Annotated in this window: 11 protein-coding genes and 1 pseudogene; 6 read left to right on the top strand and 6 right to left on the bottom strand. The window is 62.1% G+C overall.

Annotated features, from left to right (window positions below):
• Window positions 1-27: 27 nt before the first annotated feature.
• Window positions 28-3,363 (top strand): TonB-dependent receptor, encoded by a 3,336-nt coding sequence (locus K1X12_RS14300; RefSeq protein ID WP_220988238.1) that lies wholly within the window; start codon window positions 28-30, stop codon window positions 3,361-3,363.
• A gap of 69 nt (window positions 3,364-3,432) precedes the next feature.
• Here the strand turns inward: K1X12_RS14300 and K1X12_RS14305 are convergent, their stop codons facing one another.
• From K1X12_RS14305 to K1X12_RS14315, 3 genes and pseudogenes are all read right to left on the bottom strand, one after another.
• On the bottom strand, window positions 3,433-4,665 hold the full coding sequence (locus K1X12_RS14305; RefSeq protein ID WP_220988239.1) for a D-amino acid dehydrogenase: 1,233 nt from the start codon (window positions 4,663-4,665) through the stop codon (window positions 3,433-3,435).
• A 38-nt stretch (window positions 4,666-4,703) separates the two neighbouring features.
• Window positions 4,704-4,955, bottom strand: a pseudogene (locus K1X12_RS14310) (alanine racemase C-terminal domain-containing protein); the annotation flags it as partial.
• 63 nt (window positions 4,956-5,018) lie between these two features.
• The gene (locus tag K1X12_RS14315) at window positions 5,019-6,296 is read right to left on the bottom strand and encodes an aminotransferase class III-fold pyridoxal phosphate-dependent enzyme (RefSeq protein ID WP_220988240.1); all 1,278 of its coding nucleotides are present in this window, start codon (window positions 6,294-6,296) and stop codon (window positions 5,019-5,021) included.
• Between the two features lie 447 nt (window positions 6,297-6,743).
• Here K1X12_RS14315 and K1X12_RS14320 point away from each other — a divergent pair, with 447 nt between their 5' ends.
• Complete coding sequence (locus K1X12_RS14320; RefSeq protein ID WP_220988241.1) at window positions 6,744-7,421, top strand: TetR/AcrR family transcriptional regulator; 678 nt, start codon at window positions 6,744-6,746, stop codon at window positions 7,419-7,421.
• Between the two features lie 19 nt (window positions 7,422-7,440).
• On the opposite strand, the gene K1X12_RS14325 is transcribed toward K1X12_RS14320, so the two are convergent.
• The 3 genes from K1X12_RS14325 to K1X12_RS14335 are packed head-to-tail and all read right to left on the bottom strand — an operon-like array spanning window position 7,441 to window position 9,416.
• Window positions 7,441-7,644 carry a YgaP family membrane protein gene (locus tag K1X12_RS14325; RefSeq protein WP_220988242.1) on the bottom strand — a complete coding sequence of 68 codons (204 nt, stop codon included), beginning with the start codon at window positions 7,642-7,644 and terminating at the stop codon, window positions 7,441-7,443.
• Window positions 7,645-7,665: 21 nt separating this feature from the next.
• Window positions 7,666-8,121 (bottom strand): thioredoxin family protein, encoded by a 456-nt coding sequence (locus tag K1X12_RS14330; protein WP_220988243.1) that lies wholly within the window; start codon window positions 8,119-8,121, stop codon window positions 7,666-7,668.
• A 23-nt stretch (window positions 8,122-8,144) separates the two neighbouring features.
• Window positions 8,145-9,416, bottom strand: a complete 1,272-nt coding sequence (locus K1X12_RS14335) for an NAD(P)/FAD-dependent oxidoreductase (RefSeq protein ID WP_220988244.1) — start codon at window positions 9,414-9,416, stop codon at window positions 8,145-8,147.
• Between the two features lie 137 nt (window positions 9,417-9,553).
• Here K1X12_RS14335 and K1X12_RS14340 point away from each other — a divergent pair, with 137 nt between their 5' ends.
• Genes K1X12_RS14340 through K1X12_RS14355 form a run of 4 tightly spaced genes read left to right on the top strand, consistent with a single transcriptional unit; the run spans window position 9,554 to window position 14,472 of the window.
• Window positions 9,554-9,913 carry a rhodanese-like domain-containing protein gene (locus K1X12_RS14340; protein WP_220988245.1) on the top strand — a complete coding sequence of 120 codons (360 nt, stop codon included), beginning with the start codon at window positions 9,554-9,556 and terminating at the stop codon, window positions 9,911-9,913.
• Window positions 9,900-10,889: an efflux RND transporter periplasmic adaptor subunit gene (locus tag K1X12_RS14345; protein ID WP_220988246.1), complete on the top strand. Its 990-nt coding sequence runs from the start codon at window positions 9,900-9,902 to the stop codon at window positions 10,887-10,889. Before K1X12_RS14340 ends, K1X12_RS14345 begins: the two co-directional genes overlap by 14 nt.
• A gap of 6 nt (window positions 10,890-10,895) precedes the next feature.
• Window positions 10,896-14,168: an efflux RND transporter permease subunit gene (locus tag K1X12_RS14350; protein ID WP_220988247.1), complete on the top strand. Its 3,273-nt coding sequence runs from the start codon at window positions 10,896-10,898 to the stop codon at window positions 14,166-14,168.
• On the top strand, window positions 14,149-14,472 hold the full coding sequence (locus K1X12_RS14355) for an ArsR/SmtB family transcription factor (RefSeq protein WP_220988248.1): 324 nt from the start codon (window positions 14,149-14,151) through the stop codon (window positions 14,470-14,472). Before K1X12_RS14350 ends, K1X12_RS14355 begins: the two co-directional genes overlap by 20 nt.
• The last annotated feature ends 15 nt before the right edge of the window (window positions 14,473-14,487 follow it).

Consider the following 14,487-nt stretch of genomic DNA (forward strand, 5'->3'; position numbering starts at 1 on the left):
CCCAGAAATAAACTGAAACTCGGCGCAATGAGCGGCGTTGCTCTCTCCGCGCTGATCGCCGGGCCCGCACTGGCAGACCCAGTGGAGTTCACAGTTCCGGCAGGCACGCTTTCCAAGGCGCTGACGGATTTTTCCCGGCAAAGCGACCGCGAAATTCTGGTGTCCGCCGACCTGGTGGCCGGCAAGCAATCGGTTGGCCTCAATGGCACATTTGAGCCGGAAGACGCCCTCACCGCGCTGATCTCCAACGCCGGCCTCAGCTATCGCGTCACCTCTTCCGACGTGTTCCTGATCGACGCCTCCGCCGTTCAGGAAACCACAGCCGAACCGGATGTGACAGAAGAGAGCAGCATTCAGGCTGAGCCCGTTGTGCAAACCGCCTCTGCAGCTTCCGAAGAGCGCCGTGAGCAAACAATCGTCGTGGTCGGCTCCCACATCCAGGGCGCCCGCACGACCGAAGCGCTTCCCGTGACGCTGATCGGCGAAGAACAACTGGCCGCCATCGGCGCCGATTCCGGCGACGACCTGTTCCGCGCCATTCCGCAAATGGGCGACGTGACCTTCAATAGCGGCTACCTGCCCCAGTCCAGCAATGCCGCACGCGGCGATGTCGGCTCGGTCAACCTCCGCAACCTGGGCGTCGGCAACACGCTGGTACTGCTGAACGGCCGCCGCGTTGTGCTGCACCCGACTTCACGCGCCAACGAAAACCTCGTTCCGGTGCTGACCTACAACACCAACGCCATTCCGACCGCCGGCGTCCGCCGCATCGAAGTGCTGCGGGATGGCGCCGCCGCTATCTACGGCGCTGACGCCGTTGCCGGCGTGGTCAACACCGTTCTGCGCGAAGTGAAGGATGGCGGCGACCTCACCGTTCAGTATGGCGGCGCGGAAGGCACCGACCTGCGCCAGCTCGACGTGAACGGCACCTTCGGCACCGACTTTGCCGATGGACGTGGCAACGTCTCGCTTTTCCTTGGCTATACGGGCCGCTCCGAGCTTTCATCGACGGACCAGAGCTGGACTGCAACGGCCGACCGCCGCGGCTTCTTCACCGGCACCGACTTTGAGAATGTCGGCACACTCGACCGCAGAAGCACAATCAGCCCCTGGGGCAACTTTGCAGCGATCGGCACGGGCACCATTCGCCAGAACGGCACTGCACTGAGCACTTCGGGCGGCGCTTTCTCGATCATTCCCTCGACGAATGCGAACTGCCTTGTCGAAATTTCGGACGGGGCCTGCCTGCGCTCGGGCAACCGCGCGACGACCGGCAATGATCGCAACACCCGCTATGACACCAATGCCGTCGGCTCCTACCTCATGCCGGAAGTGGAGCGGATCAACCTGTTCTCCACCTACCGCTATGAAATGCCCAGCGGCATCGAGACGTTCGGCGAACTCGGCTACTATTTCGCCGAGACCACCTCGCTGCAACAATCGCCGACCATTCTCAGCGCGGCCCGTATTACTGTTCCGTCGACGAACTACTGGAACCCTTTCGGCCCGGAGTTCTTTGAAGACGGCACGCCCAACCCGAACCGTCTGCCAGGCCTGAATATCTCGCCGGACGGCGCTGACGTTACCTTGACGAGCTATCGCTTCGCGGATTTCGGCCTGTCGAACGTGAATGTTGAAAACCACCAGTTCCGTTTCCTGACGGGTCTGCGCGGTGAAGTCGCCGGTTTCGACTGGGAAAGCGCCTTCCTCTATTCGCGCGCCAGCGTGACCGACGCCCAGGATGGCGTGTCTTCCACGCGCCTGCAGGAAGCCCTCTCCTGGTCGACGCCGGACGCCTACAACCCGTTCAATGGCGGCAACCCGCTAGACCCTTCGGGCCTGGACACATCGCTCTCCAATGTCGCGGCGCTCGACTATGCGCGGATCCAGACGGAGCGGTATTCGCGCACCTCGCTGGCTCAGATCGACGTGAAATTCTCGCGTCCCGACCTCTTCACCCTGCCGGGCGGCGATGTTGGCATGGCAACCGGCCTGGAACTGCGCCGCGACATGCAACTCGACGATCGTGACCCGCATGTTGACGGCACCTTCACCTTCACCGACAGCGTGACCGGCATTGTGTCCCCCAGCGATCTGGTCGGCACCAGCGATACGCCGGACACCAAAGGTTCGCGTACGGTCGGCTCGGCATATGTCGAGTTCGCTGTGCCGCTGGTTTCGCCTGAAATGAATATTCCGCTGATGCAGAGCCTCGAAATGCAGGCCGCTGCCCGGTATGAGAACTATTCCGATTTCGGTGACATTGCGAAGCCGAAGGTGGCCATGTCCTGGACTGTAGTCGACGGCCTGCGTTTCCGCGGCTCGTGGGCGCAATCCTTCCGCGCGCCCAACCTCGAACAGCTGAACGCGACAATCGTGTCCCGCTCCAACACCCGGACCGACTGGGTGCGCTGCGCCGCAGACCAGATCAACAATCTGATCACGGACTTCACCGAGTGCATGGGCTATGGCTATGCCACGACTGGCCGCCGTTCGGGCAACCCCAACCTCAAGGCGGAAACCGCTGATACCTGGACCATCGGCACAGTTCTCCAGCCGCGCATCCTGCCGGACGATGTCGGCTCGGTGACCTTTACCGCTGACCTGTGGAACGTTGAACAGGAAGGCCTGATCGGCATCTACGGCGAAGGCAATGCCCTGATCCTCGACTACCTGCTTCGCACGCAGGGCTCGAGCAATCCGGACGTTGTACGCGCAGATCCGACGGCGGACGAGATTGCCGCTTTCGCGGGCACGGGCCTCGATCCGGTTGGCCGGGTGCTGTATGTCAACGACTCCTACCGGAACCTGCAACCGCAGACCGTGAAGGGTCTCGACCTCTCCGCATCGCTCGCGCTCCACGAAACGCCCATCGGTCGCTTTAACTTCGATGTGAACGTTGCTCACCTGCTGAAGTATGAGCGCGCGCCTTCGCCGGATATCCAGGTGCTTCTGGATGCCCGCGCCAATGGCGACATCGATATCGGGACGATCATTCCGGAAGGCGGCGACCTGCTGCGCCAGAATGGTTCCCCGCGCTGGAAGTGGAATGCCTCGATGACCTGGCAGCCCACCGATGCGATCACGATTGGCGCGTACACTCAGTACACCGGCTATTTCTGGGACACCTCGGTCGTCAACTCCGCTGGCGAAAACTGGCGCGTGGACGACCAGCAAACGGTCAACCTCTACGGCCAGTACGAGTTCGATGAAGGCTTTGCGCGGAACACCCGCGTGCGCCTCGGCGTCCGGAACATCGGCAATGAACTGCCGCCGCTGGACTCCAGCACGACGGGCTATAACGGCGCCCTGTACCAGCCTTATGGCCGCTACTGGTACGCCAGCGTTCGCAAGAGCTTCTGATCGCGCGCTAGAGCGCCAAAACAAATGCGGGCCGGAGACGGCCCGCATTTTTTGTTTCTGCAGTAAAGATCAGCGCTCGAGACTGACCTGGGGCGTCTTGCCCGAGAGACCGTCTGCAACGATACGGGCCGAGCCGCAGGACATCGTCCAGCCAAGCGTACCGTGGCCTGTATTCAGCCAGAGATTCTTCAGCTTCGAGCGGCCAACGAAGGGCACGCTGTTGGGCGTCATCGGGCGGTGGCCGCACCAGAAGGCACGCTCTTCGGTCTTCGCAAGATCCGGGAACAGGCTGAACACGGAGCGTTCCAGCGTGCGTTGGCGCTTGGGGTTGAGGCTGCGGTCAAAGCCGGCAAGCTCTGCCATGCCGCCGACACGGACGCGGTCTCCGAGGCGCGTCGTGGCAACCTTGAAGGTTTCGTCCAGCAGGGTCGATTGCGGCGCCAGCGCGTCTTCGGTGACCGGCATCGTGATGGAGTAGCCCTTCACCGGATAGACCGGCAGGTGGACGCCGACCTGACGCGCAAGCAGCGGAGACCAGCTGCCGCAGGCGAGTACGAAGGCGTCTGCCTCCACACGCTCGCCAGCGATGCGCGCGCTGACGACGCCGCCACTTTCGGAAAGCGCATCAACCGAGGTGTTCCAGCGGAACTTGACGCCTTTCGCTTCGGCAATTGCCGCGAGCGCGTTGGTGAACTTGAAGCAATCCCCTGTCTCGTCGCCCGGCAAGCGAAGGCCGCCGACGAGCGGATCGGACGCATGGGCGAGGCCCGGCTCGACGCCATGACAGCCTGCGAGGTCCAGCAGTTCAAAGTCGATGCCACCTGCCTTTAGGACTTCAATGTCGCGGGCGGCAGCATCGTATTGCTTCTGCGTACGGAAGAGCTGGAGCGTGCCCTGCGTGCGGTGATCATAGGCGATGCCTTCGGCGGCGCGCAAATCGCGCAGCATATCGCGGCTGTAGGTGGCCAGGCGCACCATCTGGGACTTGTTTTCGGCGTAGCGCGCGGGCGTGCAGTTGCGCAGCATGCCGAGCCCCCAGGCGACCATGGCTGGGTTGATCTTGTGGAACTGAACGATCAGTGGGGCATGTTCCATGAACAGCCATTTCAGCGCCTTCTTGGGCACATCCGGGGAGGCCCAGGGCGCCGCGTATCCGGGGGAAATCTCGCCGGCATTGGCAAAGCTCGTTTCCAGCGCGGGGCCGGACATCCGGTCGATGACCGTTACATCATGACCGTCACAGGCGGCATAGTAAGCGGTGGTGACACCGACAACGCCTGCGCCGAGGATGACGACTTTCATGACAGAATCTCCTTCCCGCGCGCAGGCGGCTCATTTGATTATACCCGCTTGAAGCGGCGCCCAAGACCGGTGAGGATCTCATGCGGCGCCGTCTTCAGGCTCACTGCAATTTCAGACACGGACCGGTTTGGCCCGACCAGCTCCACAGCGTCGCCAGGGCGGATACTCCCTTCCGGGAGGTCCGTCACGTCCACCGCGCAGCTGCCCATCGAGACACGGCCAAGGATGGGCAGGCGTTTCCCTTGAAACCAGACTGCGCCGTGGCCGCTGAGCCGGAGCGGCGCGGTGGCAACATAGCCAAAACCGCAGCCAACGCCTGCGGCCGCATACGCAACGAAGAAATCGCGGCGGCCTCAGTGTCCCTCCGGGATCAGACCCAGAACTGCGAGCTTCTCGACCGGCGGAAGGGTTCCGGCATCGCGCACGACCCTGAAGGCCTCATCGGCAACCTGAAGGGTGTGGTCGATGTCAGCCTCGGTCATCGCGGCGCAGATGAACATGTTGTGCCAGGGGTGGAAGTAGACACCGCGTTTCATCAGCGCGTCGTTCCACGCATAGCCTTTGGAATAGCCCGGATCATCCTGGAACATGACGAGTGGAAGTTCCGCCGGGCCGGTCTGGCGCAGGGCAAAGCCGTGACGGCTAGCAGCCTCATCAAGCCCGGTGCGCAGGCGCTGGCCGAGGGCCTGCGTACGTTCCAGATAGTCCGTTTCGCGGATCAGCTTCAGAGTTTCGATGGCAGCCGCCATCGGCGCCGCCGAGAACCAGAAAGAACCAGTGACATAGATCTTGGTCGCGGCCATGCGGGCCTTCTCAGAGCCGAGCAGCGCCGAGATTGGGTGGCCGTTGGCGATGGCCTTGCCCCAGCTGGAGAGGTCCGGCTGGATGCCGACGCGGGACCAGCTGCTGTCGCGGGCGAGGCGGAAGCCTGCGCGGACATCGTCGACGATCAGCAGGGCGCCAGCTTCGTCGCACAGCTCGCGCGCGCGGCGGGCATATTCCGGTGACGGATCTTCCTGATCGACGAAGGTGTCGTGCTTGATTGGCGACGCGAAGATGGCGGCGAGGTCGTCGCCAGCGTTTTTCACTGCTGCCTCAAGGCTTTCCACGTCATTGTAGGTGTAGAATATCTGGTTGGCGCGATCATTCGGCGTGGTGCCGAACTTGACTGGCGTGCACCAGGGCGCGGCGCCATGATAGGCGCCCTTGGCCAGAACGATCGTCTTGCGCCTGGTGTAGTTGCGGGCAACCATCATCGCCATGGTGGTGGCATCAGTGCCGTTCTTGCAGAACATCGCCCAGTCGGCATGGGTGACCATCGAGGTCATCTGCTCGGCAAGCTCCACCATGACGCCGGCAGGGCCGGTCATCGTGTCGCCCTTCTTAAGCTGGGCGATGTAGGCCGTGTCGATGCTCTCATGGCCATAACCGAATAGATTCGGTCCGTATCCGCACAGATAGTCGATATAGCGGTTGCCATCGGCGTCCCACATATAGGCGCCCGAGGCACGGTCGAAGAACTGAGGATAGTCATCCGGCAGGAGGCGCACAGACTGGTGGCCATACATGCCACCGGGGATCACTGCCTCTGCCCGCTCGCGCAAAGCCTTGTCTGCCGAATTCGTCCACATGTTGCCCTCGCAGTATTTGCCAATAAGATAGCAGTAACTATCCTACTTGAGGCCGCTATGGACGCAAGGTAAATTCCGGCGGAAATCGAGTGAAGCCGGACCTGCTCTGGGTTGGCCTCACAATGCTGAATGTTGGTGGGCGGCCGATCACCGAAAATCCGAAGGATGAAGGCGGGCACCTGATCGTTTGCGATCTCCTTGCACCCCGGCCACGCGCGAAAGCGACTCTGCTTCTGTCTGCGCGGCGGCGGCGCGGGACCACAGGAGGGCGACAGCGCCCGTACCGATCAAGAGGGCCCTCATCTCGGGCCCCTTTTCCCCATCCCTATTCGACGGAGATTGGATAGCGATCACCAGCAGCTTTATAATAGCTTTAATTATCGTTTTATGTAATTTGGTTTCAGTGGACGCATTGTGAGCAGCAGAAGTCTGGGGAACGCAGAAGAAATGAGCAGTGCGAAAAAGCCGTCTGCCAGGAAAGCCGCTGAGCCCCCGCCCCAGGTCGTTACGACCACAAAGCAGCAGCCACAGCAGGCACGGGCGCAGGATACGTTCGAGCTGATTCTCGAAACGGCAGGCCATCTGCTGGACGAAGTCGGCCTTGAGCGCCTGTCCACGAATCTCGTCTGCCGACGCGCGGGCCTGTCGCCGCCTGCCCTTTATCGTTACTTCCCGAACAAGTATGCCATCCTGCGAGAACTTGGCGACCGCCTGATGGCGCTGCAGGATCAGGCTGTGCTCGACTGGATCGGCGAAGGCGGGATGAACACGCGCACGATTGAGGACGCAATCGAGAGCAATATACGGCTTCAGGAACGCGTGAACGATATTACGCGCCAGTTTCCCGGGAACATCTTTGTACTGCGCGCCTTGCGCGCTATCCCACTGCTGCGCGAAGTGCGCCTTGCTTCAAGCGACATGGTGGCCGAGCGGATTGCCGACGGCATGATCCAGAACGGCCACAAGGCTTCGCGCGAGCGCCTGATTGCCAGCGCGCGCCTGACAACGGAACTCGCCTACAGCGCCATGGAAATGGTGCTGGAGGAACCTGACCGCGACACGCGCCAGATCCTCACCGATGTTTCCCGAATGATCGCCCTGCACTATGCCGGACTTAACGGCTGAACGCCGGCAGCCGCTTCCCCTACTTGAAGGCGCAGCCTTGCTTGACACCCAGCGCTTTGAAGATCAGCGCCGCCGGACAGAAGCCGGTGATGGATGCCTGCAGCATGTTCAGGCCGGCAAAAGCCGTCAGCAGGAACCAGTAGGGCGACACGTAATAGCCCAGCGCAACGCTCGCCAGCACCATGATGCCGGCAAAGGCGAGAACAGCACGATCAAGATTCATTTTCGTTACTCCGTTGAGAGATCAGTTGGCAGATGGCGCGAGCCCGAACAGACCACGCACCCAGCGTTCCAGCGCACCGCCGCCCGGCGCACCTGCCTGCTTGGCAAGCTCGCGCCCGCCCTTCCAGGCAACAAGGGTTGGTACGCCACGGATATTCAGCCGGATGGCGGCATCCGGGTGTTGGTCAGTATTGATCTTGTAGAAGCGGACTTCGCCCTGAAGGTGGCTGGCTGCCGCCTCATAATGCGGCGCCATCATCCGGCACGGACCACACCAGGGCGCCCAGAGATCCACCACGAAAGCGCCGGTGTCCTTCTTTTCCAGAAGGCGCATCTGGTCGTTTGTGATCTCCGCCGGATGCGGCGTTGCCAGCGGCGCGGAGCAGCGTCCGCACTTCGCCGCCGTGAGGGATTTCTCGCCGGGCACGCGATTGACCGCTTCGCACGCCAGACAAACGATCATTCTATCTTCAGCCATGTATGCCTCTCCTTGAAGGCAGCTCAGCCTTTCAGCTTCTGGGTCTTGATGAGCGCCAGCGCAGCATTCTCGTAGAATGTCTCCGCCTTCCCGGCTTTCACCTTCCCTATAAAGTATTTCTCGAATCCGACTTTTGCAGTGTGCACCCAGCCGCCAGAGCCCGACCAGTTCACATTACGCGGTGGAATTTGCGGCTGCGCAATGAAGGCGACGCCCTTGTCGCCAAAGTCTGCCAGGCAGATGGCGTTCCAGGTCGCCTCATGGGTCGGCTCTTTGCCAGCGAGGATTTCGGCGATGTTTTCCGCGGTCGCTGTGACCATGGATTCGATCATGAAGCCCGTCTTGGGGACACCCACCGGAACCGGCGTCTTGCCGACCGGCGGAATGGCAATGCACACGCCGATGCCGAATATCTCGGGATATTTCGGATTGCGCTGATGCTTGTCCGTCAGGATGAAACCACGAGGGTTCGTCAGCCCGTCGATGCCATAGACGGCCTTCACGCCCCGGAATGCCGGCAGCATCATCGAGAACTTCATTGGCAGTTCGTGAACCTGCTTCACGCTGCCATCCTCGTTGACTTCCTCAACGGTCATCTTGCCGGGCTCAGCCTTCAAAACGCGGGCGTTGGTGATCCATTTGATGTGCCGCTCGCGCATTTCGCTTTCGAGCAGGGATTTCGTATCGCCCACCCCATCGAGCCCCAGATGGCCGATATAGGGTTCGGAGGTCACGAAAGTCATCGGAACCTTGTCGCGGATCTTCCGTCGGCGCAGTTCGGTCTCGATGATCATCAGAGTTTCATAGGCCGGACCATAACAAGAAGCGCCTTGCACGGCGCCAACAATCACAGGGCCGGGCGCCTTGCAGAACTCCTCGAAGGCCGTGTTCGCGCGCAGGGCGTGATCTATGTGGCATACGGACTGTGTGTGACCATCAGGCCCAAGGCCTTCGATCTCGTCAAAGGCCAGTTCCGGTCCGGTCGCAATCACCAGATAGTCGTAATCGACAAAGCTGCCATCGCCCATGCGAACACGCTTGGCCTCCGGCTCGACGCGCTCGGCCTTTCCTACAATCAGGTTGATGTTTTTCTTTTTCATCGGGCCTGAAATATCGACCACAATGTCCTTCCGATCCCGCCAGCCAACGAGCGCCCAGGGATTGGAGGGGACGAACTGATAGAAGTCATGTTCATTAATGACCGCCACCTGATCTTCACGCCTCACAGCCTTGCGAATTTCGTAAGCCGCAATGACGCCGCCAAGGCCGGCGCCAAGCACAACAATCTTTGCCATCTTTCCACCCTTCCTTCTTGATTTTCCGAACCGCATTATTTTATTGTTTTATAAAATACGCATTTCGTGCTAGCAATCAAGCGTGATTTGAAACGGCCCGATGCGACACACGAACAGAGGACCGCAGGAGCATTAGAATGAGCGACCCCAGAGACCTTGATTCCAAAACTGTCTTCGAAGCGCTGAAGCGCGGCGATGTCCTGCTTGTGGATGTGCGCGAACCGACAGAATTTGCAAACCAGCGCATCCATGGCGCCCTGCTCCATCCCCTCTCCACATTCGAGCCGCGCGCCATTCCCGCAAATCCCGGCCGGCAGATCGTCTTCCAATGCGGCTCGGGCAAACGCTCGCGCATGGCGCTGGACAAGTTCATGGCGGAGACCGGCGCAGAAGCTGCCCACCTTGCCGGCGGCATTGCCGCGTGGCGCGCCGCGGGGCTACCCTGCGTTTCCATCAACCCGGCGACCGGACAGGTAGAGGATCATGGCCGTTACTAACATGCGCGCACTTTTCGCTTCAGCTATTGCCGCCGCCCTCTCGGGCGGCGCCTTTGCGCAGACACTTACGGTCGAGGATTCGATTGTCGTGGACTACCGCCCTGTGATCGCCCGTATTGAAGCGGGCGACACAGCGACTGCCCGATCGCGCCTGCAAGGCGTTGTTACCCGGCTGAACATGGTCGAAGGACAGGTCGTGAAAGCCGGAACAGTTGTTGCCGTCGTGACCGACGACACGATTGCGCCGCAGCTTTCTTCACTCAGCTCACGCATCGAAGGGCTGAAGTCCCAGATCCGCCAATCGGAAGAAGACCTTACCCGGAATGAAGGCCTGCTTGCGCGCGGCTTCTATCCCAAAGCCCGGCTGGACGAGGAGCGCACCGCGCTTGACGTGCTCCGCCGCACGCTTTCCTCCGCCGAGGCCGAGCGCCGGGCGATTGCCGCCCGCGAAGCGGAAGGCCGCATCCTTGCGCCTGCCGATGCGCATGTGACGGATGTGAACGTCGTGCAGGGCTCGGTTGTCTCGCCCGGCGAAGTGCTGGGGAGCTTTGCCACAGTGGACGGTATCGTCCGCCTCGCCCTGCCGGAGCGCCACGCCGCAACGATTGCCGAAGGCGAAACGGTTTCCCTCCGCCTCCCCTCTCGCTCGGATGATATTCGCATAGCAACCATCGTGAAGATCTATCCGGAACTTCGCCAGGGGGCGGTGATTGCGGACGCGACCGTGCAAGGCGGCCTGACGGCATTGTTTGGCGAACGGGTAGACGTGCTCGCGCCCGTGGGCGAGCGCCGGGCCATCCGCATTCCCAAGGAATATGTCTCGACCCGTTTCGGCGTGGACTTCGTCCGCGTTGCGGTGGGAGACAGGTTTGTAGACGCCCCTGTCGCGCTGGCCGCGCCCGTTGTCGATGATCAGGGCAAGTATGAAATCCTTTCGGGCCTGAAGCCCGGCGATAAAATCCAGAAACCGGAATAACACCAGATGAAACCGGATCTTTCGGGCTCCATTACACGGTCGACCATCCGGTCGCCGCTGACGCCCCTCTTCCTGCTCACCGCGCTGGCAGTCGGCCTGATCGCGCTGCTCACCATCCCAAGGGAGGAAGAGCCGCAGATCTCCGTGCCGATGGTCGACATTCTCGTCTCGGCGCCCGGCCTGCGCGCGCCAGACGCCGTTGAGCAGGTCACCAAGCCGCTGGAAAGCATCATCCTGGCGATCCCGGATGTCGAACACGTCTATTCCCAGACGCGCGATGACGGGGCGATGGTGACGGCGCGCTTCAATGTCGGCACCGACGCGGATGACGCCATCCTGCGCGTGCACGAAAAGATCCGCGCCAATCTCGATTCCATTCCCTACGATGTTCCGATGCCGCTGGTCGTTGGCCGGGGCATCAATGACGTGCCAATCGTCACGCTGACGCTCTCACCGGATGCAGCCACGGGCAATGTGTGGAACGACACCGCCTTGCGCATGCTGGCAGACGAGCTGCGCAACGAGCTGACGAAAGTGAAGGATGTCGGCATCACTGAAGTGATCGGCGGACGCCCGCTGGAGCTGCGTGTCGAACCGGACATCCGCGCCATGGCGGCGCAGGGCGTCTCCCTGCAAACGCTGGTGCAGAGCGTCCAGAACGCGGCGGCGGCAAACCCGGCAGGCCTTGCCTATGAAGACGGCGGCGCCGTCATCGTGCAGGCAGGCGACCGGATCAATGCCGTCAGCGAACTGGAGCGCCTTCAGGTGCGCGGGGCCGGTGGCCGCGTGGTCTATCTCAGCGACATCGCGAATGTGAAAGTTGCCGGCAAGGAAACCGACGCGCGCGTCTGGACCATGGCACATGGCGAAGACGGCACCTTCAGCGCCGCGCCGGCAGTCACCGTCTCCCTCGCCAAACGCCCTGGCGCCAACGCTGTGGTCGTCTCCGAAGCGATCCTCCACCGCGTCGAAGCGCTGGAAGGAAACCTCATTCCGGAAGGCATCCATGTCGAAGTGACCCGCGACTATGGCGAGACGGCGAACCATAAGGCCAACGAACTGCTGTTCCATCTGGGCCTCGCAACCGTCTCCATCGTCGTGTTGATCGCTTTCAGCATCGGCTGGCGCGAAGCGCTGGTCACGGTTGTCGTCATCCCGACGACGATCCTGCTGACCCTCTTTGCCTCGCTGATGATGGGTTACACCATCAACCGCGTCAGCCTGTTCGCGCTGATCTTCTCCATCGGCATCCTGGTGGATGATGCCATCGTGATCATCGAGAATATCGCCCGCCACTGGGCCATGAAGGATGGACGCACGCGTATCGAAGCGGCCATTGCGGCCGTCTCCGAAGTCGGCAACCCGACGATCATCGCCACGCTCACCGTGATCGCCGCGCTCCTGCCAATGATGTTCGTATCCGGACTGATGGGGCCTTATATGGCGCCAATCCCGGCGAACGCCTCGGCTGCCATGCTGTTCTCCTTCTTTGTCGCCGTGGGCATTGCGCCCTGGCTGATGATGAAGATTGCGGGCAAGGCCCCGCTGCACGGCGCCCATGCCAGCGGCGAACATGGCGAGACGCGCCTCAGCGGGTTCTACCGCCGCGTCGCCGAACCGGTCATCTCCTCGAAGAGGAATGCCTGGATATTCCTCATCGCCGTGGGAATCGCCACGCTGGCCTCGCTGACCCTGTTTGCAACCAAGGCTGTGCCGGTGAAGCTGCTGCCCTTCGACAACAAGTCGGAAATCCAGGTCATCGTGGACCTGCCCGAAGGTGCCGCCCTCGAAGATACCGAGCGTGCGCTCTTTGCCCTCGCCGACGCCATTGGCCCGGTCGAGGAAGTGACCACCATCCAGGCCTATGCCGGCACAGCGGCGCCGTTCAATTTCAACGGCCTCGTCCGGCACTACTTCCTTCGCTCAAGCCCGGAACTCGGCGACCTCCAGGTAAACCTCTCGGCCAAGGAGCACCGCAAGCGTGCCAGCCACGATATCGCGCTTGACCTGCGTGAACGCCTGCTCGCTGTCCCGCTTCCGGAAGGCGCGCGTGTGAAGGTTGTCGAAGTGCCCCCCGGCCCGCCGGTGATCTCTACCCTGATGGCAGAGATTTACGGCCCGACACCGGAAGCACGCCGGGAGACTGCCGCCGTCATCGAACAGTTCTTCAACGAGACCGACTTTATCGTCGATGTGGACAATTCCATCGGCGACCGCGCCCCGCGCCTCACCTTCGGCATAGACGAACCCGCCGCTGCAGATGCCGGCGTCCTGCAGAAAGACATTCTGGACGCCATCGGCATGGCTTTCAGTGGGCAGACGGTTGGCGTCAGCCCGCGCGGCGAGGGCCGCGACCCGCTTAACATTCGCGTCTATCTCCCCCGTTCCGAACGGAGCTGGACCCAGGAGATGTCCGCCATTCCCGTACCTCGCCAGCTTGCCGGCACCGATGCCGTCCCTATCGAGCTGGGCGAACTGGTTGAGGTGCGGGAAGAGGCAGGCTCGCCCACCATCTTCCGCCGCGATGGCCACTTCGCGGACATGGTGATGGGTGAACTCGCCGGACAATATGAAGCGCCGATCTATGGCATGTTCGAAATCCAGGATCGCATCAAGGCGTTCGACTGGGCGTCCGCCGGTCTCGAAATGCCCAAGGTCAGCCTCTATGGCCAGCCAGCCGATGAAACCGGCACGACGGTCCTCTGGGATGGCGAGTGGGAAGTGACCTATGTCACCTTCCGCGACATGGGCATGGCCTTCGGCGTTGCCCTGCTCGGCATCTACATCCTTGTGGTCGGCCAGTTCGGAACCTTCCGTGTGCCGTTGATCATCCTGACACCGGTTCCGCTTACGCTGATCGGCATCATGATCGGCCACTGGCTGTTCGGCGCGGCGTTCACGGCCACCTCGATGATCGGCTTCATTGCGCTGGCGGGCATCATCGTCCGCAACTCGATCCTGCTGGTGGACTTCATCCGACATACGACCGATGGCGAGAAGCCTCTGAAGGAAGTCCTGCTGGAAGCGGGCGCCATCCGGTTCAAGCCGATTGTGCTGACGGCTGCGGCCGCCATGATCGGCGCCGCCGTAATCTTGTCGGACCCGATCTTCCAGGGCCTCGCCATCTCGCTGCTGTTCGGGCTCGCCTCGTCCACCGCGCTGACCGTTCTGGTCATCCCGGCGATCTACGTTGCGCTGCGCGGCCCGGACTGGCGCCCGGCCCAACCTGCCGCAGAGCAAGACACAGGAGGCAAGCCCGATGCCCCTCAGGAAGCCTAAGCGGGAAGAAGCCCTCACCCTCGTCACCGGCCGCGTCCAGGAGGCGGCCGATGTGATGAAGGCGATGGCGAGCGAGACGCGCCTCAAGATCATGTGCGCTCTCAGCAGCGGCGAGCTGCCGGTCAACCAGCTTGCCGAGCTCACCAGCCAGAGCCAGTCGGCTGTCTCCCAGCATCTTGCCAAACTGCGCGCCGCCGGCCTCGTGGAGAGCCGGCGGGACGCCCAGACCATCTACTATCGCTGCCGCCCCGGCATCGCGCAGGAGATCATCGACACGCTTTGCGGCTTCTACGGCACGCACTGACCCCCGCCCCTTGCG

This window comes from Hyphomonas sediminis, assembly GCF_019679475.1.
Lineage (GTDB): Bacteria > Pseudomonadota > Alphaproteobacteria > Caulobacterales > Hyphomonadaceae > Hyphomonas > Hyphomonas sediminis.